At 61.1% G+C, this 17,429-nt stretch carries 21 protein-coding genes; 7 read left to right on the top strand and 14 right to left on the bottom strand.

From position 1 onward, the window contains the following. Positions 1–16: 16 nt before the first annotated feature. The gene (locus tag ABK249_RS04010) at positions 17–634 is read left to right on the top strand and encodes a hypothetical protein (RefSeq protein ID WP_348862326.1); all 618 of its coding nucleotides are present in this window, start codon (positions 17–19) and stop codon (positions 632–634) included. Between the two features lie 252 nt (positions 635–886). Here the strand turns inward: ABK249_RS04010 and ABK249_RS04005 are convergent, their stop codons facing one another. Both ABK249_RS04005 and ABK249_RS04000 read right to left on the bottom strand, forming a co-directional pair. After that, positions 887–1,882, bottom strand: a complete 996-nt coding sequence (locus ABK249_RS04005) for an aldo/keto reductase (RefSeq protein ID WP_348862288.1) — start codon at positions 1,880–1,882, stop codon at positions 887–889. 59 nt (positions 1,883–1,941) lie between these two features. Continuing rightward, entirely contained in the window at positions 1,942–2,892 is a 951-nt protein-coding gene (locus tag ABK249_RS04000) for an aldo/keto reductase (protein ID WP_348862287.1), read from the bottom strand. Between the two features lie 188 nt (positions 2,893–3,080). Between ABK249_RS04000 and ABK249_RS03995 the strand changes: the two genes are divergently transcribed. Then, positions 3,081–4,067: a Gfo/Idh/MocA family protein gene (locus ABK249_RS03995; protein WP_348862286.1), complete on the top strand. Its 987-nt coding sequence runs from the start codon at positions 3,081–3,083 to the stop codon at positions 4,065–4,067. Between the two features lie 6 nt (positions 4,068–4,073). Here the strand turns inward: ABK249_RS03995 and ABK249_RS03990 are convergent, their stop codons facing one another. The 3 genes from ABK249_RS03990 to ABK249_RS03980 all read right to left on the bottom strand — a co-directional run bounded on the left by ABK249_RS03990 (position 4,074) and on the right by ABK249_RS03980 (position 5,029). After that, the gene (locus tag ABK249_RS03990) at positions 4,074–4,442 is read right to left on the bottom strand and encodes a GtrA family protein (protein ID WP_227704985.1); all 369 of its coding nucleotides are present in this window, start codon (positions 4,440–4,442) and stop codon (positions 4,074–4,076) included. Further along, on the bottom strand, positions 4,439–4,669 hold the full coding sequence (locus ABK249_RS03985; protein ID WP_227704986.1) for a hypothetical protein: 231 nt from the start codon (positions 4,667–4,669) through the stop codon (positions 4,439–4,441). Before ABK249_RS03985 ends, ABK249_RS03990 begins: the two co-directional genes overlap by 4 nt. 96 nt (positions 4,670–4,765) lie before the next feature. Next, positions 4,766–5,029: a spike base protein, RCAP_Rcc01079 family gene (locus ABK249_RS03980; protein ID WP_037159459.1), complete on the bottom strand. Its 264-nt coding sequence runs from the start codon at positions 5,027–5,029 to the stop codon at positions 4,766–4,768. Between the two features lie 302 nt (positions 5,030–5,331). Between ABK249_RS03980 and xseA the strand changes: the two genes are divergently transcribed. Both xseA and ABK249_RS03970 read left to right on the top strand, forming a co-directional pair. Continuing rightward, entirely contained in the window at positions 5,332–6,939 is a 1,608-nt protein-coding gene (gene xseA / locus ABK249_RS03975) for an exodeoxyribonuclease VII large subunit (RefSeq protein ID WP_227704987.1), read from the top strand. Next, complete coding sequence (locus tag ABK249_RS03970; RefSeq protein WP_037159454.1) at positions 6,939–7,532, top strand: NAD(P)H-dependent oxidoreductase; 594 nt, start codon at positions 6,939–6,941, stop codon at positions 7,530–7,532. Before xseA ends, ABK249_RS03970 begins: the two co-directional genes overlap by 1 nt. A gap of 20 nt (positions 7,533–7,552) precedes the next feature. On the opposite strand, the gene ABK249_RS03965 is transcribed toward ABK249_RS03970, so the two are convergent. The 4 genes from ABK249_RS03965 to ABK249_RS03950 form a co-directional block, all read right to left on the bottom strand. Then, a complete protein-coding gene (locus tag ABK249_RS03965; RefSeq protein WP_037159452.1) occupies positions 7,553–8,806 on the bottom strand; it encodes an aminopeptidase in 1,254 nt (417 codons plus the stop codon). 69 nt (positions 8,807–8,875) lie between these two features. Then, the gene (locus ABK249_RS03960; protein WP_037159450.1) at positions 8,876–9,763 is read right to left on the bottom strand and encodes an MBL fold metallo-hydrolase; all 888 of its coding nucleotides are present in this window, start codon (positions 9,761–9,763) and stop codon (positions 8,876–8,878) included. A 7-nt stretch (positions 9,764–9,770) separates the two neighbouring features. Further along, entirely contained in the window at positions 9,771–10,244 is a 474-nt protein-coding gene (ybaK, locus tag ABK249_RS03955; protein ID WP_348862285.1) for a Cys-tRNA(Pro) deacylase, read from the bottom strand. A gap of 3 nt (positions 10,245–10,247) precedes the next feature. Further along, complete coding sequence (locus ABK249_RS03950) at positions 10,248–10,601, bottom strand: ArsC family reductase (RefSeq protein ID WP_348862284.1); 354 nt, start codon at positions 10,599–10,601, stop codon at positions 10,248–10,250. A gap of 174 nt (positions 10,602–10,775) precedes the next feature. Between ABK249_RS03950 and ABK249_RS03945 the strand changes: the two genes are divergently transcribed. Continuing rightward, positions 10,776–10,940, top strand: coding sequence for a hypothetical protein (locus tag ABK249_RS03945; protein ID WP_200884034.1), 165 nt, complete (start codon positions 10,776–10,778; stop codon positions 10,938–10,940). A gap of 132 nt (positions 10,941–11,072) precedes the next feature. Further along, the gene (locus ABK249_RS03940) at positions 11,073–12,515 is read left to right on the top strand and encodes a methyl-accepting chemotaxis protein (protein WP_415926418.1); all 1,443 of its coding nucleotides are present in this window, start codon (positions 11,073–11,075) and stop codon (positions 12,513–12,515) included. Between the two features lie 65 nt (positions 12,516–12,580). On the opposite strand, the gene ABK249_RS03935 is transcribed toward ABK249_RS03940, so the two are convergent. The 5 genes from ABK249_RS03935 to ABK249_RS03915 all read right to left on the bottom strand — a co-directional run bounded on the left by ABK249_RS03935 (position 12,581) and on the right by ABK249_RS03915 (position 16,702). Continuing rightward, the gene (locus tag ABK249_RS03935) at positions 12,581–13,105 is read right to left on the bottom strand and encodes a VOC family protein (protein WP_348862283.1); all 525 of its coding nucleotides are present in this window, start codon (positions 13,103–13,105) and stop codon (positions 12,581–12,583) included. A gap of 75 nt (positions 13,106–13,180) precedes the next feature. Next, positions 13,181–13,822: a 2'-5' RNA ligase family protein gene (locus ABK249_RS03930; protein ID WP_348862281.1), complete on the bottom strand. Its 642-nt coding sequence runs from the start codon at positions 13,820–13,822 to the stop codon at positions 13,181–13,183. Positions 13,823–13,945: 123 nt separating this feature from the next. After that, positions 13,946–14,440 (bottom strand): nuclear transport factor 2 family protein, encoded by a 495-nt coding sequence (locus ABK249_RS03925; protein WP_227704992.1) that lies wholly within the window; start codon positions 14,438–14,440, stop codon positions 13,946–13,948. 16 nt (positions 14,441–14,456) lie between these two features. After that, positions 14,457–15,848 (bottom strand): nuclear transport factor 2 family protein, encoded by a 1,392-nt coding sequence (locus ABK249_RS03920; protein ID WP_348862280.1) that lies wholly within the window; start codon positions 15,846–15,848, stop codon positions 14,457–14,459. Between the two features lie 95 nt (positions 15,849–15,943). Continuing rightward, entirely contained in the window at positions 15,944–16,702 is a 759-nt protein-coding gene (locus ABK249_RS03915) for an AraC family transcriptional regulator (protein ID WP_348862279.1), read from the bottom strand. 162 nt (positions 16,703–16,864) lie between these two features. Between ABK249_RS03915 and ABK249_RS03910 the strand changes: the two genes are divergently transcribed. Next, positions 16,865–17,422, top strand: coding sequence for a methylated-DNA--[protein]-cysteine S-methyltransferase (locus ABK249_RS03910; protein WP_348862277.1), 558 nt, complete (start codon positions 16,865–16,867; stop codon positions 17,420–17,422). Positions 17,423–17,429: the final 7 nt, after the last annotated feature.

Here is a 17,429-nt window from a genome sequence, read left to right as displayed (position 1 = left end):
TCGTTTGGAGGGGATGATGCGCACGCCGGGATCGATGAAAGGGCTGGAGGAACTCGGCCGCGTGCGGCTGTCGAAGAACTTCTTCTTCCGTGATTTCCTGTTTTCCGAGATCGCCAATTTCTACGGCATCCCGAACATTCCCGAGGATCCGGACCTGGCGATCGAGGCGGGCCGGCATCTCTGCGAGGAATTGCTGGAACCGCTGCAGGCGACGTTCGGCCGGCTGCATCTGCGCTCCGGCTACCGTTCACCGAAGGTCAACGAATTCGGCAACAGGAACAACCTGAACTGTTCGTCAAATGCCAACACCGCGGCCGACCACATCTGGGATCTGCGCGACGCGCAGGGTTTCATGGGTGCGACCGCCTGCGTCGTCGTGCCGTGGCTGATCGACAATTACGGCCGGGAGGGGGACTGGCAAAGGATGGCATGGTGGATCCACGATCATCTGCCTTATGCGTCGATCATGGTCTTCCCGAAGCTCTGGGCGATGAACATCCAGTGGCACGAAAAGCCGGCCCGTCGCATCCGGAGTTTCGCCGAGCCCCGCGGCGTGCTGACGAAGATCGGCATGGCCAACAATGAAGGCGACCATTCCGAATTCTACGAGGGGTTTCCGGAGCTGAAAAGTTAATTGCCATTCGGATCGTTTGTCGTTCTTGGCGACATTGCGAGGATCATAGGCCGTGCCGCGGTGAGCAACTCGGATAATCAGAATGTATTCGCCGCCTTCCATCTTGATCCGACAGATAAGCCGAAATCGGCTGAGAGTTTGGCCCAGCGGACTTTGATATCATCATCGACGCGGATGCTGAGGGTGGCCATGGATTTGTCCTGCATGTCACACGCTGCACCCAACGCATGACATGCAGGACAAAAATTCAATTCACCGGTTCGTCCAGGCTGCTGCCCGCTGCCCGTAGCGTGCGCCGGAGAATTTTTCCGGAGCCAGCATGTCGCCGAGGGTCTTGAGCTCATCGGTCGAGAGCGTGATCTCGGTTGCGGCGACATTCTGCTCCAGATGCGGGATTTTTCTGGCGCCGGGGATCGGCACGATGAAATCTCCCTGGTGGAGCACCCAGGCGAGTGCGAGCTGCGCGGCGGTGACGCCCTTTTCCGCTGCCATGTCCTCCAGCAATTTCACCAGGGAGGCGTTGGCCGCCATGTTTTCTGCGCTGAAACGTGGCAGCGTACGGCGGAAATCGTCGGCTCCGAAATCTTCCGGCTTCTGAACCTTGCCGGTCAAAAAACCACGGCCGAGCGGGCTGAAAGGCACGAAGCCGATGTTGAGCTCCCGGCAGGTATCGAGGATTTCTCCTTCCGGATCGCGGGTCCAGAGCGAATATTCGCTCTGCAGCGCCGTGATCGGATGCACCGCATGGGCCCGCCGGATGACCTCTGCACCCGCTTCGGAAAGCCCGAGCGCCCGCACCTTGCCTTCCTTCACGAGTTCGGCCATGGCGCCGACCGTATCCTCGATCGGCACATCGGGATCGACCCGGTGCTGGTAGAGAAGATCGATCACGTCAATGCCAAGTCGTTTCAGTGAGGCCTCGGCGACTTCGCGGACATGTTCCGGACGGCTGTCGAGCCCGGACATGGCACGGGAATCCGATGCATTCGCGTCGATCTTGAAGCCGAACTTGGTGGCGATCACCACCTTGTCGCGGAACGACTTCAGGCCCTTGCCGACCAGTTCTTCGTTCCTGAACGGTCCGTAGACCTCCGCCGTATCGAAGAAGTTGACGCCGAGTTCGACGGCGCGATGCAGCGTCCTGATTGCCTCCTGCTCGTCCTGGCCGCCATAAGCATGGCTCATGCCCATGCAGCCAAGACCGATTGCGGAGACGGTCAATTCTCTTCCGAGCTTCCTCATTTTCATGGGACCCTCCTTCAGGATCGAACGGGATGTCGGGCGTGTTGCCATGCCCGCGGAAAATATCAGGCGCCGGCCTCATTCAGCATTTTCATCTGATCGTCGGAAAGCGTCAGGTTGCCGGCCGCGATGATCGCTTCCAGCTGTTCGACGCTGGTGGCGCTGGCGATCGGCGCGGTGACGCCCGGCCGCTGGATGAGCCAGGCAAGCGCGATCGAGGCGGGTTCCGTGTTGGTTTCCACGGCCACTTCATCGAGGGCGGCGAGGATGCGAAGACCTTTGTCGTTGAGATAGGTCAGCGCCCGAGCGCCGCGCGCCTTGCCTTCCGTGTCGGCCGTGTCGCGATACTTCCCCGTCAGGAAGCCCGAAGCGAGGCCGTAATAATTGATGACGCCGATCTCTTCCCTGATGCAGAGCTCGGCGAGCGGTCCTTCAAAACTGCCGCGGTCGTAGAGATTGTACTGGGGCTGCAGCACGTCGTAGCGCGGCAGGCCGGCTTTCTCCGCAGCGTCAAAGGAATCCTGCAGCATCCTGGCGTCGAGGTTGGAGCAGCCGATCGCACGGATCTTGCCGGCTTCCTTGAGTTTCGCGAAAGCGCCAAGCGTCTCTTCATAGGGCGTGGTCTCGTCCGGCCAATGGGCGAGGTAGAGGTCGATATAGTCGGTCTGGAGGCGGCGGAGAGAATTCTCGACTTCCTCAAGGATCCATTTGGCGGAAAGGTCTTTCTTGCCCTGGCCCATATCGGAGCCGACCTTGGTGACGATGATGGCCTTGTCGCGGGAAATCCCGCCACGCTTCAGCCAGTTGCCGATGATGGTCTCGGACTCGCCGCCCACATGGCCCGGCACCCAGCGGTTATAGGAGTCTGCCGTGTCGATTGTGTTGAAGCCGGCAGCGAAAAACCGATCGAGCATGTCGAAGGAGGTTTTTTCGTCGGCTGTCCAGCCGAAGACGTTGCCGCCGAAAACGACAGGCGAAATGGAAAGGCCGGTCCGGCCGAGTGCGCGCAGCTCCATGGTTTCCTCCAAATTTTTAAAGTGAGTGGATAGCTTGAGAAAGGACCCTGAGATTAGCCGATGTTCCGCCGACGGCCAGTCCTTATTTTGCGCGGACATTCACTTTTTCAAGCGGGGCATCCAGCATCCGTTGCGCCGGTCCGGCCTGCCCAATAAAGTGCGGCGCCAGTGTTTAAATGGAGGTTGCCATGCTGCGTTTCGGAATCCTGTCGACTGCCAAGATCGGCCGCGAACTGGTGGTGCCGGCCATTCAGGATGCGGAAAACTGTGTGGTGACGGCCTTCGCGAGCCGCGATTTCGCCAAGGCCCGGGCGCTGGCAGACCGGTTTGGCGCGCCACATGCCTTCGGCTCCTACGAGGAGATGCTCGCCTCGGACGTGATCGACGCGATCTATATCCCCCTGCCGACCAGCCAGCACGTGGAATGGTCGATAAAAGCCGCGGAAGCCGGCAAGCACGTGCTCTGTGAAAAGCCGATCGCGCTGAATGCCAGCGAGATCGAGGCGCTGATCGCCGCGCGGGACCGTAACAAGGTGCTGATTTCGGAAGCCTTCATGGTGACTTACGCGCCGGTCTGGCTGAAGGTGCGCGAACTTCTGAGGGAAAAGGCGATCGGCGAACTGAAGCATGTGCAGGGCGCTTTCACCTATTTCAATCGCGATCCCTCGAACATGCGCAACATTCCCGAACTTGGCGGCGGGGCGCTGCCGGATATCGGCGTCTACCCGACGATCACCACGCGCTTCGTCACAGAGAAGGAGCCGTTCAAGGTGCAGGCGAAGGTGGAGCGTGATCCGGGCTTCGGCACGGACATCTATTCCAGCATCAAGGCGGATTTCGGTTCGTTCGAACTGACCTTCTATATTGCCACCCAGATGGCCGCCCGCCAGGTCATGGTCTTCCACGGCACCGAGGGCTACATCGAGGTGAAATCGCCCTTCAACGCCAACCGCTGGGGCGCCGAGGAGATCGAGGTCGCCAACCAGAACCATGCGACCTCGCAGATTTTCCGCTTCCCCGACAGCCGCCAGTACAAACGACAGGTCGAAACCTTCGCGCGCGCTGCGAAGGGGGAGAAGGCCGAGGTCGTGACGCTCGAAAATTCGCTTCTGAACCAGAAGTTCATCGACGCCATCTATCGCGCCGGGGGTCACGACGGCTGGGAAGCGGTCTGATGTGGCTCAGTGCCGGAAGACGAAGCGCGAATAGCCGAAGAAACTGTAGACCATGGCCGCCAGCGACGCGAAGGTGACCGCGACGACCGGCTGCAGGAACGACGCCCGGTACATGAGCGCCGAATAGACGGCGTAGTTGAGCAAGGCTGCGGTGATGCCGATCGCCCGGTAGCGAAAGCCTTCGGCAGCGGGAGAACGGGGGGATCGGCCGAAGGTGCGGTTGACGAGCCAGGCGAAAGCCATGGCGGCCATGATCGCCGGGATGCGGGCGAGGAACGGGCCAAATCTGCCGGCTTCGATGAGGATATGCGTGAGCCCGGCATCGATGAGAAAGCCGCCGCCCCCCGCAATCAGCAACCGGAAGAGCCGCTTCATGCCGCGCGAAGGCGACGGATGAGGAGAAGACCGGCGAGAAAATTGATCAGGCCGGCATTGTAGCCGAGAATGGCGATCAGGAGATTGAGATAGGATGCCGGCCCGGGCGAGGTGAGGGTGGCGAGCGCAAACGTGGCGACGATCAGAAACGCGATGAACGCCACCGAAAAGGCAGACCGCATCATGCCGGCACAAACGCCTATCGATGCAGCGGTCAAAAAAAGCACTCGACATCTCCTTTCCGTTCCGGGTGAAGCAAGCATATTCGCCGCGTGCTAACAAATGCTTGCCGGATTCCTATTCAGAAATCCTAGGCACTTTCATCAGACGAGCCCGGCAATCGCCGCTGCCGTCGTTCCGGTCGCAAGGACACGGGTTATCCTCAGCGGCAGAAGACTGCCGGACGAGACATTCGAGAGCGTCAGCGTTTCGCCGGAAAGCATCCGCACCGTCAGATTGCCTCCGGTCCCCACATAGAGCGCCCGCGTGGCCTCTGGCAGATCGCTGCCGTCGCTGGGCGTGATGGAAAAACCGGAAGAGGCGGGGCCGGAAAGCGAGGCTTGCATGTTGGCGAAACGGTCGTGCATGGGCGAAATCTCCTTGAATGTCCTTCGCCGTCATTGTCGCTTTTCTCCCTGCTCCGGGGAAATTTGAGGGCGAAAAAACATCGGATTCCGGAAATCCGGGCTGCTCCACAGAAAGGAAATGTGGCCGTCGTGAAAAAAGAAAAGATGCTGGTTCAAGCGGTTGCGCAATGAGGGAGCCGGGAAAATGTTGCGGCAGCTCCTCGGAAACCTTCCGCTTCGGCCTCGCTTTTCGAGACCAATCGTCCCCGTTTCGCTGCGCTTCGGATGGTGAATTTGCGTGCCACATCCTTTAAAAGAACGGGATGAACAGTCTTATCGCCAACGATTCGCCTACGAACGTCGCTGAATATTCGGTGTCGGAACTCTCCGGCTCGATCAAGCGCACGGTCGAGAACGCTTTCGACCACGTGCGGGTGCGGGGCGAGATTTCCGGCTATCGCGGCCAGCATTCCTCGGGTCATGCCTATTTCTCGCTGAAGGACGACCGCGCCCGCATCGATGCTGTCATCTGGAAGGGCACCTTCCCGCGCATCAAATTCCGGCCTGAAGAGGGCATGGAAGTCATCGCGACCGGCAAGGTCACCACGTTTCCGGGCTCGTCCAAATACCAGATCGTCATCGAGAGCCTAGAGCCGGCAGGCGCTGGCGCGCTCATGGCACTGATCGAGGAGCGACGCCGGCGGCTTGCAGCCGAGGGCCTGTTCGATCAGAACCGCAAGCGGCCTCTTCCCTTCCTGCCGCATGTGGTCGGTGTCGTGACTTCGCCGACCGGCGCCGTCATCCGCGACATCCTGCACCGCATCTCCGACCGCTTTCCGGTGCATGTCATCGTCTGGCCGGTGAAAGTACAGGGCGAAGGGTCGGGTGACGAGGTGGCCGCAGCGATCCGCGGCTTTAATGCGGTTGTTCCGGGCGGCCCCGTCAAGCGGCCGGACGTGCTGATCGTCGCGCGCGGCGGCGGCAGCCTTGAGGATCTCTGGAGCTTCAACGACGAAGCGGTGGTGCGGGCTGCGGCGGAAAGCGAGATCCCGTTGATCTCAGCCGTCGGCCATGAAACCGACTGGACGCTGATCGACCATGCGGCGGATGTGCGTGCCCCGACGCCGACGGGTGCGGCGGAAATGGCCGTGCCGGTCAAGGCCGATCTGGACGCGCAGATTGCCAACCTGACGGCGCGCCTTCGGGGTTGCGCCAGCCGTCAGATGGACCTGCGCCGCCAGTCCGTAAGGGCGCTGGTCCGCGCGCTTCCTTCGCTTGACCAGTTGCTGGCTTTGCCGCGGCGCCGTTTCGATGAGGCGGCAGCCGGTCTCGGACGTGGGCTTGAGCGTACGACCGTCGTCAAGCGTCGCAGTTTCGAGCGAGCCTCATCGGGTCTCCGGCTGGAACTGCTCACGAACCGCCTTGCCCAGCAGCGGCAATTGCTGGCCGACCGGATCACACGCAGCGAACGCTGCCTCGAACGGCAGTTGTTGCGAGAACGCGGGCGCGTTGCGAAATTCGAGGCATCGTTGAAGGCCCTGCCGGCGCGGCTGATCGGCCAGTTGCAGCGCGATCGGCAGCATCTCACGTCGTTGTCTCGTCATGCGGATACGGCGGTTTCGCACACGCTTGCCCGCAGCCGTTCGGCGATCACGGCACAGGATCGCGTGTTGCAGTCGCTCTCCTACAAGAATGTGCTGAAGCGCGGCTTTGCCGTGGTGCGCGGGGAAGACGACAGGCCGCTGACCCGTGCTGCCGGCATTGGTGAGGGAAAGGCGATCGCTGTCGAATTCGCCGATGGACGTATCGCAGCTGTGACGGGAGCGGGTGGTGAGCTCGCCGAGCGGCCTCTCGCTCCGCCACAGCCGAAAAAGCGTGTGGTGAAGCCTGAAAGCGGGAGTGACAAGCCGAAGCAGGGCAGCCTCTTCTGATGCGGGTTCTACTGGTTCTCGCCCATCCCGTGCCCGAAAGCTTTGCGGCTTCCGTCGCTCGTGCGGCACGCGAGACCCTGGAGGCAGGCGGCCATACGGTCGATCTTCTTGATCTTTATGCAGAAGGTTTCGATCCGCGGCTGACGGAGAAGGAGCGGCGCGGTTATTTCGACGTGCCTTACGATACGTCTGATGTCGCCGATCTGGTTGCGCGGCTGCAGGCGGCGGAAGCGCTGATCCTCGTCTTTCCGCAATGGTGGTTCAATCTGCCGGCGATCCTGAAGGGCTTCTTCGATCGCGTCTTCGCGCCGGGCGTGGCCTTCCGCCATGACAAGGCCGGTGGGCGGATCATTCCGCTGCTTACCAATATTCGCCATTTCTGGGCCTTCACGACGACCGGCTCACCCTGGTGGATCGTGAAATTCTATATGGGCGATCCCGTTCGCCGGCAGTTGAGGCGCGGTATTGCGATCTTCTGCAGCAAAAAGGTCGATTTCCGCATGCTGGCGCTGCACGACATGGACCGTGCGACCGACGAGAAGCGGAAGTGGCACCTGGAGCGCGTCAGGGCCGCGCTCCAGGTCTTGCGGTAACCGATCAGGCAGCGCCTGGATCAGGCCCATTCGCCCCTGCGCATGACCGGCACCTTCGAGCCGTCAGCCTTGATACCGTCAATATCCACCTTGTCGGAGCCGATCATCCAGTCGATGTGGATGAGGCTCGAATTGCCGCCCTGTGCCTTGATCTGATCCTGGCTGAGCGATGCGCCGTCGAGGAAGCATTTCGAATAGCACTGGCCGAGCGCGATGTGGCAGGAGGCGTTCTCGTCGAAAAGCGTGTTGTAGAACAGGATGCCGCTCTTGGAGATCGGCGAGGAATGCGGCACCAGCGCCACTTCGCCGAGCCGGCGGGCGCCTTCGTCGGTGTCCAGCACCTTGTTCAGCACTTCCTCGCCCTTGGTCGCCTTGGCTTCGACAATGCGGCCGCCCTCGAATTTCACCTGGATATTGTCGATCAGCGTGCCCTGGTGCGACAACGGCTTGGTGCTCGACACATGCCCTTCGACGCGCAAGGCGTGCGGCGTGGTGAAGACTTCCTCCGTCGGGATATTCGGGTTGCAGGTGATGCCGTTCTTGGCGGTGGAAGCCCCGCCATGCCACTCGTGGCCGTCGGCGAGACCTACGGTCAAATCCGTCCCCGGGCCAGTGAAATGGAGCGCGGAGAAGCGTTCGCCGTTCAGCCAGCTCGACCGCTTCTTGAGATTGGCATTGTGCTCCGCCCAGGCCGAAATCGGGTCGGCGACATCGACGCGCGATGCGGCAAAGATCGCTTCCGCCAGCTTGCCGACGGCTACGTCTTCGGGAACGTCCGGGAAGACCTGTTTGGCCCAGGACGGATTGGGATAGGAGACGATGTTCCAGTTGATGTCGAAATTGGCGATCTTTTCCAGCGCCGGCTTGTAGGCCATGGAATTTGCCTTGTTGGCGCGCGCCACCTTGGACGGGTCCTGGCCTGAAAGCAGCATTGGGTTGTCGCCGGCAATGGCAAGGCGCGCCGCGCCATTGCCATAGGCCTTGGCCATGCCCTCGTAGAGCCAGTCGGAGGCTTTGTCGAAGCTTGCGTCCGGCGCAAATTCATAACGCGCCAGCGTGGTTTCCTCGTCAGAATAGAAGGTCGTGACGATACCGGCCCCGGCCTTGTAGGCATGCTTGGTGATGAGCCGGACGAGCGGCAGGGCGGCAAGCGGCGCCGTGATGACCAGATCCTGACCCTTCTCGAGCCTGAGGCCCACCTTGATGGCCACTTCCGCCAGTTTCTCGAGCTTCTGCGGATCGACGACGGTTTGAAAATTCGGCACGATTGTCATGGGGGCCTCTGCTTTCTTCCTGTGCGATCTGCCAGACTTAAAGAGGTTTGAGGCAAAATTGAAGATCGTTCAGCGATCCATTGCTGCCTTGACCGCCGCGATGTTGTTTGCGTGAACCTTCTCGTAGGGTGCGAAATAGAGGGTCGCACCGGAGGCGATTTCTTCTGCCGCGAAGGATTTGAGGGAGGGATCTATCTCCTCTCCGGCCGTAATGGCGCCTGTCAGCCGTTGCAGATAGGCCCGGTTCGCATCGATCAGGGCCGGACCGTAGCCGCCTGATGCGATACGGTCCGGATCGCCATGTGCCGGCAGGATTTTGGCGATCGGCCAGCTGCGCATGCGTGTCAGTTCCACAATATGCATTCCGATCTCGGCCGCCTCCGAAATATAGGTGACGGTATCCTCGACCGTGTCGCCGGCCAGGAGCAGTTGCTGCTCTGGTAGCCAGATGACATTGCCGTCGGCGCTGTGGATGGCGAAATGATGCAGTTCGACCTTTTGGGTGCCGACGACGAGGTCGAGCCGTTTCTCGAAAACCGTATTCGGCATGACGAGCGGCGAGATCGGCGGATCGGCGCTCTCGATCTTCTCGCGGTTTTGCGCGAGCCTTTCGGCAGTCAGCTTCAGCGCGATGATCTCGCAGTCCGAAAACACCGCATTGCCAGCAATATGGTCATCGTGCCAGTGGCTGAGCACGACCCGGATCGTGGTGACCCCGAGCCCTTCGAGATGAGCGCGGATGGCGCGGGCATGATCGAGCGAGATATGCGTGTCGTAGACGAGCGCTTCCTGTCCATCGACGACGGCATAGGAAGCGACGCCGAGCGCATAGGCGCCATCATCAAGCCAGTTGGCCGTTTCGGCATGCAGCCTTTTGCCGGCTATCCGTCCGTCGTAATAGGCGAAGATGCCCGGAAAGGGCTCGAGGATTCGCAATGTCGCGGTCATTTCGGACATGGTCGTCTCACGTTACGAGCGGGGCAGCGATCGCCTTCAATGCATCCCGTGCTGCTTTCGGGTCAAGCCGAACCTGCAGGCCGCGCTGGCCGCCATTGATAAAGACATAGGGCTCGTCGAGCGCCGTAACTTCGATCGCGGTCGGCACCTGTTTCTTCTGCCCGAACGGGCTGATGCCGCCGACATGGTAGCCGGTCGCGCGCTCGGCGTCAGCGGGCTTCATCATGTTCGCTGACTTGCCGCCGAAGGCGGCGGCGAGCTTCTTCATCAAGACTTCACGATCCGACGGCACCACGACGCAGACCGGCTTGCCGTCCACTTCCGCCATCAGCGTCTTCAGCACCCGGCGTGGCTCCTCGCCGATTGCTTCCGCGGCCTGCAGCCCGATCCGGTCGGCATTCGGATCGTAATCATAGGTGATGGTGGTGAAGGCGACACCTGCCTTCTGGAGGGCCTGTGTGGCGCGGGTGGTCCTGGACATGGTTCAGACCTCGGCAAATGCCTCTTCATAAACCTCCGGCTTGAAGCCGACGACCAGCTTGCCGTTTGCTTCGAGAACGGGGCGCTTGATCATCGAGGGCTGGGCAAGCATCAATTCGATTGCCTTCTCGCGGTCGAGCCCGGCCTTGTCGGCATCGTCCAGCTTCTTGAAGGTCGTGCCGGCCCGGTTCAGGACCGTCTCCCAGCCGGCGCGATCCACCCACCGGTCAAGATGGGCGCGGTCGATGCCTTCGACCTTATAGTCGTGAAAGGCGTAGGCGATGCCCTTCCTGTCGAGCCAGGCGCGGGCCTTCTTCATCGTGTCGCAGTTCTTGATGCCGTAGATCGTGATTGCCATCGAATACCCCCTGCTTCAGGCAGACCGATAACAAGAGCAGCGCTTGCCATGCAAGTCATTGCGCTTGCTCAATGAGCGTTATGTGCAAGCTGCATGTCTCCCTTGTTCTGTTGTGCATTGCACAAAAACGGGCAAAACATCATATTTTAGTGGAACGAAAAAGGAGAGATTAACATGTCCATCAAGAGCAAGACCCGTGGTGGTGCCATTGGCCGCGCCTTCGCCGTCATGAGCGCTGCGATCTCGGTTTCGGCCGCCGTTGAAAACCATCGTCGCCCGAACAACAGCGATCTTCAGATGCTCGGCATCGACCCCAAGGCTTTCGACCGGATCGGCTAAGCCCGATCCTCGATCCTTCGGGCATCCGACAAGCTCACTCTCAGCCTTAAGTATAGGGTGGGGAGTGATACACGTGGAAACTGTCCGTTAACCATCGCTATCAGATAATCTCCTAATATCTGGGAGGTGCAGGTGAGCGCGATCGGGCAGGTCATCAGGGAAAGTGAAGCATCGGACGCCGAGCCTCTCGACGGTGGGGTATTGAGGCGTTCTGTCGTCAAGCTCGCGAGCGAGGCTTCGGCCCTTGGCATTCATCTGGTCGATATAGCCGGCGCCGTGCAAGACACCGCCGCCCAATCCTCCCAGCATGCGGCGTTGTTGAGCCGTCTTACCCAATCCGCGCAATCGATCGCGGAAGCCAACGGGCAGATCGCCCGTTCCCTTCATGAATCTGATGAGTTGACCGCGAACGCCCGGCGGGTGCTCGGCGAGCAGGCCGAGCAGCTTTCAGGATCCGTCGCCGCGATCGACAACATGGTCGATGCATCGCAGGAGATCGGCGCGGAGATCAAGCTTTTTTCGGCCGCTCTGGGGGATGTCGGACGGCTGGCCGAGGCGATCGGCACGATCGCCCGGCAGACGAACCTGCTCGCACTGAATGCCGCAATCGAGGCGGCGCGCGCGGGCGAGGCCGGCAAGGGATTCGCTGTGGTTGCCGCGGAAGTCAGGGCGCTCTCCCTTCAGACATCCCAGACGACGAGCTCGATCCAGACGACGCTCGACCAGTTGAATAGCCGGATCGACCGATTGGTAACAGCCGGCGAAGGCGCCAGCCGTTCCGCCGAAGGGGTCAAGGCGACCGCGCTGAAGGTGCAAGGGTCCTTCAAGGGCGTCGAGGACGTCATGACCCGCATTCTCGACAACGCATCCTCCTTGACCGGGACGACCGAGACCGTCGACCGGCAATGCGGTGAATTCGCCTCTTCGATCGCGTCCGCCGCGAACGCGATCCTGAAGTCCAACGACCAGCTCCAGGAAACCTCGTCCCGAGTCGGCGAGGTGGTAACGATTTCAGAGCGGATGATCCAGGCGACCGCCAGTGCCGGTGTCGAGATACCGGACAGTCCTTATATCCGCCAGGTGATGGCGCTTGCCGCCGACGTTTCGGCCGCTTTCGAATCCGGCATGAAATCCGGCCGCATCGATCTCGCTTCGCTTTTCGACCGGCAATATGCGGCGATTCCGGGCAGCGATCCCGTCCAGTACATGACACGCTTCACCGATTTCACCGATACCGTTCTGCCGCCGATCCAGGAGCCGGCAATCGAAGGCGATGAGCGCATCGCCTTCTGTGCCGCAGTCGACGAGAACGGCTACCTGCCCACCCATAACCGCAAGTTCTCGCAGCGCCAGCGTCCCGGGGACGTGACCTGGAACATGGCAAACTGCCGCAACCGGCGCATTTTCAACGATCGCGTCGGCCTCGCCGCCGGCCGAAACCAGGAGCCTTTCCTGCTGCAGACCTATCGCCGCGACATGGGCGGCGGCCAGTTCGTGCTGATGAAGGACATTTCCGCACCGATCACGGTGAGCGGCCGCCATTGGGGCGGCCTGCGCCTGGCGATCCGGGTCTAAAGCATGTCGCGCAAAAGCGTGCAGCGGTTTAACGCGACATGCGTGAAAAAAGAACTTAAAGTGGGTCAAGCGAATCTGAAAGATCGCGACGCGCTTAAAGCTGCGGCCTTTCCCTCATAGGCTTCTTCCAGGCGGGCGATGTCGATCTTTTTCATCTTCATCATTGCTTCCATGACCCGGTTTGCCCGGATGGCATCACGGTCCGTCAGCATCTTCGGCAACCTGGCATAATTGACCTGCCAGACGAGACCGAATCGATCCGTCAGCCAGCCGCAGGGTTGCTGCTGGCCGCCTTCGACGAGCTTGTCGTAATAGCAGTCGATCTCCTCCTGCGTTTCGCAATGGACGAGGAAGGAGACGGCGCCGTTGAACCTAGCCCACGGCCCGCCATTGATGGCGGCGAAACTCTGGCCCTCGAGTTCGAAGGCCATCGCCAGCACCGACCCCTTTGGCCGCGGACCGGCTTCGCCATAGCGGGACACATCCGTAACGCGCGAGTTCTCGAATATCGAGACATAGAAATTGACGGCCTCTTCCGCATTGTCGTCGAACCAGAGATGCGGAACGATCTTGTGCTTCTGGATGGCCATTTTGCTCTCCTCTTTCAGTGACCGTCTCAAAGGACGGAGCGACGCCGCTCGACCCGACATGGCGGCCAGAAATTTTCAAATCATCAGGCGTAACTGCTCTGGCGACGACGGGTAGGGCGGTGCGTCCGGGTCGAACCGCCACCGTCCGAACTCTTCATGCCGGCTCTCCCCGTAGTGGCTGTAGATGAGCAGGAACTCGCCCGCAGTCCAGGCATACGGTTGAGGGACGGGCAGAAGATCGATGTGGCCGCAGTCGTAGATGACCGTCACATGCGGCTCGAAAGACGTGAGCGGAAAACGGGGCAGATTATGCCGCGAGAGCGTATTGCGAAGTATCCTCACAAAGCCCCTGAGTTCCCGATTCACCGTCGAACTCGTCAGTACGAGATGCCTCTTGCGGCCAAACAGGTTACTTCCGTCAAGCGCAATCGGAATGGGCCTTGCTCCGATCTCACCGATCGCCTTTTGAATAGCGGGGATGAGATGCCGCGGCGGCGCGCGGAATTCTTCCATGCAAAGCAGCGTCATGTGCAAGAGGTGTGGCGGATAGGCGGGCCGCCTTGTTCTGTCGAGCGAATGCCGGGCAGCGGCACGGTTCATCCGAAATGACAGGGAGGAGGTGGGTTTCAGGCCGAAGAACAGCTTGCTTGGCTGCAGCCCTGCCGCATTTTCGGAAGGAACCCGAGCTTCGCCAAAGGGAAGCGAGGATTGGCTCACATGTCTCCCCAAGCTCATCTCGCCACCGTCTTGATCGTTCCATCCCGGCTTCCTGCCAATGATGAAAAACTAGCGGAGCTTGCACGAGGTGTAAAGAACAAAAAGTGAACATACGGATTATGGTTAATCCGCCAGTCGCTCCGGCAGCGGTTTCAGGGGATAGACCTGCCAGAAGAACGTGTCGGCTGCGGCCTGATCATAGGAAAAATTGCGGGCTTCCCTGATCTTGCCGTTCTCGATGCGGAAGGCGAGCACCCAGATGGTGTCGACATTGCCGACCTCGCGGTTCGACCAGCCGCGATGCATGTCGATCACCCAGTTCTCGTCGGCCATCAGCGCGATCAGTTCGGCGCGGAAACCGGCCTTGCCAAGCTGTTGGAAGAAGGCGGCGACCTCCGCCTTGCCGCGCTTGGTGCCGGCGAGCGGATGATGGCCGGGAATATACCATTCGATGTCATCGGCAAAGAAGTCGGCCACCTTGCTCATGTCGCCCGCGGCATAGGCGGCGTAATAGTCGGTGATGACCTTGCGGTTTTCTTCCGGACTGGCGGCCATGGCGGGCACTTCTGAAAAGAGGGCGGTGATGACGAGTAAGGCTCGGGTGAGCGTTCTGGACATGGTTTCCTCGCGAGGGTCAGCGGGTCTGCCGGGCGCGTTCGGCGGCGCGCGCAACAAGGCCGCGATCGCCGGTTTCATGCGTGTAGGTCATGGTGAGTGCCGAGACCTTCCATGCATCACTCACTTTCGTGAGCTCGTAGCGGTAATGGCCCATCAGCACCCAGAAATCGTTGTCGATACGGTGAGTGGCCTGGAAATCGGCTTCGGCCGTTGCGGTCGCGCCGCGTATGGCGGTGATCGTAGGGTTGGTAACGAGATGCAGTGTTTCGTCGAAGCCCGGCAGGAAGTCCGACCATTGTTCGATCACCGCATCGGCCGGCTGGATTGCGGCCTCGCCGCCCCAGAGGCTGGTGTAATCGAGTTTCACCTCGTCGGCGAAGGCGTGGCGGACGCGATCCCATTGATGCCGGTCAGCACCGGCGGCGATATCGGTGATCGTGTCTAGGATGGCGGCGCGATCTTGCGGATCAATCGGCTGGGCTGAGTGGTCCGGGCGGTTGAAATGCGCCGCCACAGCGTCGGCGGCGATGGTTACCGGGCCCGGCTGATCGTAGAAATCGAATTGGCTGACGCCATCAAGCCAAAGCTCGGACTTTTCGCCGGGAAGAAGCGCATAAAAGGCATGCGCGCCCTGCGGCACGGCTGCCGCTTCCGAATGAACGATCAGCACCGGCTTGTCGAGCTTTGCCCCGAGCGCTACGGAATCGTAGGTGAGCCAGGGCTCCCAGGAGGCGAGGTTGAAGCGGTTGTCATATTGCGGAATGAGCCCACGCCCTTCCTCGGTGTAATACGGGATCTGGTACATCAGTGAGGTCTGGTCGGTGGCGCTGGCGGCGGTAATAATCTGGGGCTGGCCTCGGCGTTCGGCAGCTTCCGCCTCTCGTGAGGTGGCAATCAGCCTGGAAACGCCGTCCGGTCCGCCATAGACCTGGTTGACGATGTCCCTGTTGTGCAGCCAAGGCGCCACCAGCGCGACGGAGGCGAAATTCGCATGACCCGTCGCGGCCGCGGCCATGTATCCCGCCGAGGCGCAGATGCCGAGTCCGTTGATCCGGTCGCCATCCACCTCCGGCAAGGTGGCCATGAACGCGACCGCCGCGGCGATGTCGCCGGTTTTGGCTGCCGGGTCCTCCTTGAAGCGGATAGTGCCACCCGACTCGCCCCAGCCGCGTTCCGCCATCTCGCGGGCATAGAGGCCGGACATCTGCTCCTTGATCGACGTCCACGCGCCGGCGACGATGACGCTGGGGCGTTTCTGACCGGGCTGATAATCCGCCGGCAGATAGAGCGTGCCGGCAATCGTTGTGCCTTCATTCCCGAAGGAGACCTTGCGTGTCTGGATGTCGGCGGCGAATGCGGCGGACGTCATCAGCGCCGCGCAGAAGGTCGAAAGAGCCGTGGTTTTCATGCTGCTTCTCCTGTCTCCATTCGGATCACGAAGGATTGCAGCTCTCCGCCCGTTTCACAGGCGCGGTTCTTGGCGTCTATTATGCTTTTCTTGCTCTAGTCGGCGCGGTATGCGGCGGGGGTCGTGCCGGTATGCCGACGGAAATGCTGTCCAAAGCGGGACACGTCCTCATAGCCAACATTCGCGGCGATCGAGGCCATCGGCAGGCGTGTGGTCTTCAAAAGCAGCTTGGCGAGCTCCATGCGCTGGCTGATCACATATTGCAGCGGCGATTTTCCTGTCACCCTGGTGAAGGCGCGGGAGAAATGGAACCGGCTCATCGCCGCCTCGGACGCGAGATCGTCCAGAGAGAGGTCCGCGGCGAGGTTGTCGTGGATGTAGTCGAGCGCGCGGCGCAGCCGGCGATCCTCAATGCCGGCAAGCCCCGGCTTCTGCGGCCACAGCACCTCAGCCAGATGTGCGGCAAGGGCAAGCTGCATGGTGTCGCGATAGAGCGATGGCGCGCTTTCAGTGGTCGCGGCCGCTTGATGGACGAATTGCGCAAGCAGAGGATCGAAGGCGCCGACGACCGGCGCGAAATCCCGCTGGCGGTAGAAGCCCATATCGCCGAGCAGGCTCTCCGGCAATTCGAGCTTCAGGAACGAAAGCGCCTCATCATATTCGCAGATGCCGGTGACATCTGCCGGCAGAATCCAGCCTTCGCCGGTCTTGAGAGGGATGTGCCGCTGCCTGTCGGATCCCACCGCAATCCGATGGCGGTCCTGGTCCACGAGAAAGAGGCCGATCGACAGATGCGACATGACAAAGCTGCCGCCGCCGGCAGGCGTGTGGAGCCTCGCCGCTTTCAATCGCATCCGTGTCTGTGCCTGCGATCCTGTCATGCGGAAAGCGTAGCGCCTGCCGGAGCAAACTCAACGAAAAGTTCCGTGAGGCCAGACGATGAGAAGCAAGAAACGGGTTGAATCTCAAGCCCGCAAGGCCGATCTTGGGGTCAAGCAATATGCGGAGGTTACATTATGGCTGCGCATCAATATCTCATTTTTGGAACGGCGGGCGGCTTCTGCGGCATTGCCTGGAACGATATCGGCATCACCCGCTTTCAGCTTCCCACGAAGAGCGCGGATTCGACCGAGCGCCTTCTCCTGCGCCGGCTGCCGGAGGCCGAACGCGGAACGCCGCCGGTCGAGGTGCAGGAAGCGATTGAGGCGGTGAAGCGCTATTTCGCCGGCGAAGAGGTCGATTTCTCGCGTTTCAAGCTCGACCTTCAGGATCAGGGCGATTTCTTCAGGGAAATCTATGCCGCGGCTCGCCGGGTGGGCTGGGGACATACGACCACCTACGGCACAATCGCCAGGGAGCTGGGCGCCGGTCCTGAGGCTGCCCGGGATGTCGGCCAGGCCATGGCGAAGAACCCGGTAGCGCTGATCATCCCCTGCCACCGCGTGCTGGCCGCAGGCGGCAAGATCGGCGGCTTTTCGGCGCCGGGCGGTTCGACCTCGAAGGCGCATATGCTGGAGCTGGAAGGTGTGCGCCTGACGCCGCCGGAGCCTGCACAGCAGTCGCTGGGGTTCTGACCCGCCG

Origin of the sequence: Neorhizobium phenanthreniclasticum, assembly GCF_040066075.1 — a bacterium.
In the GTDB taxonomy this organism is placed as follows: Bacteria; Pseudomonadota; Alphaproteobacteria; order Rhizobiales; family Rhizobiaceae; genus Neorhizobium; species Neorhizobium petrolearium.
This window is presented reverse-complemented; position numbering and strand designations above follow the sequence as displayed.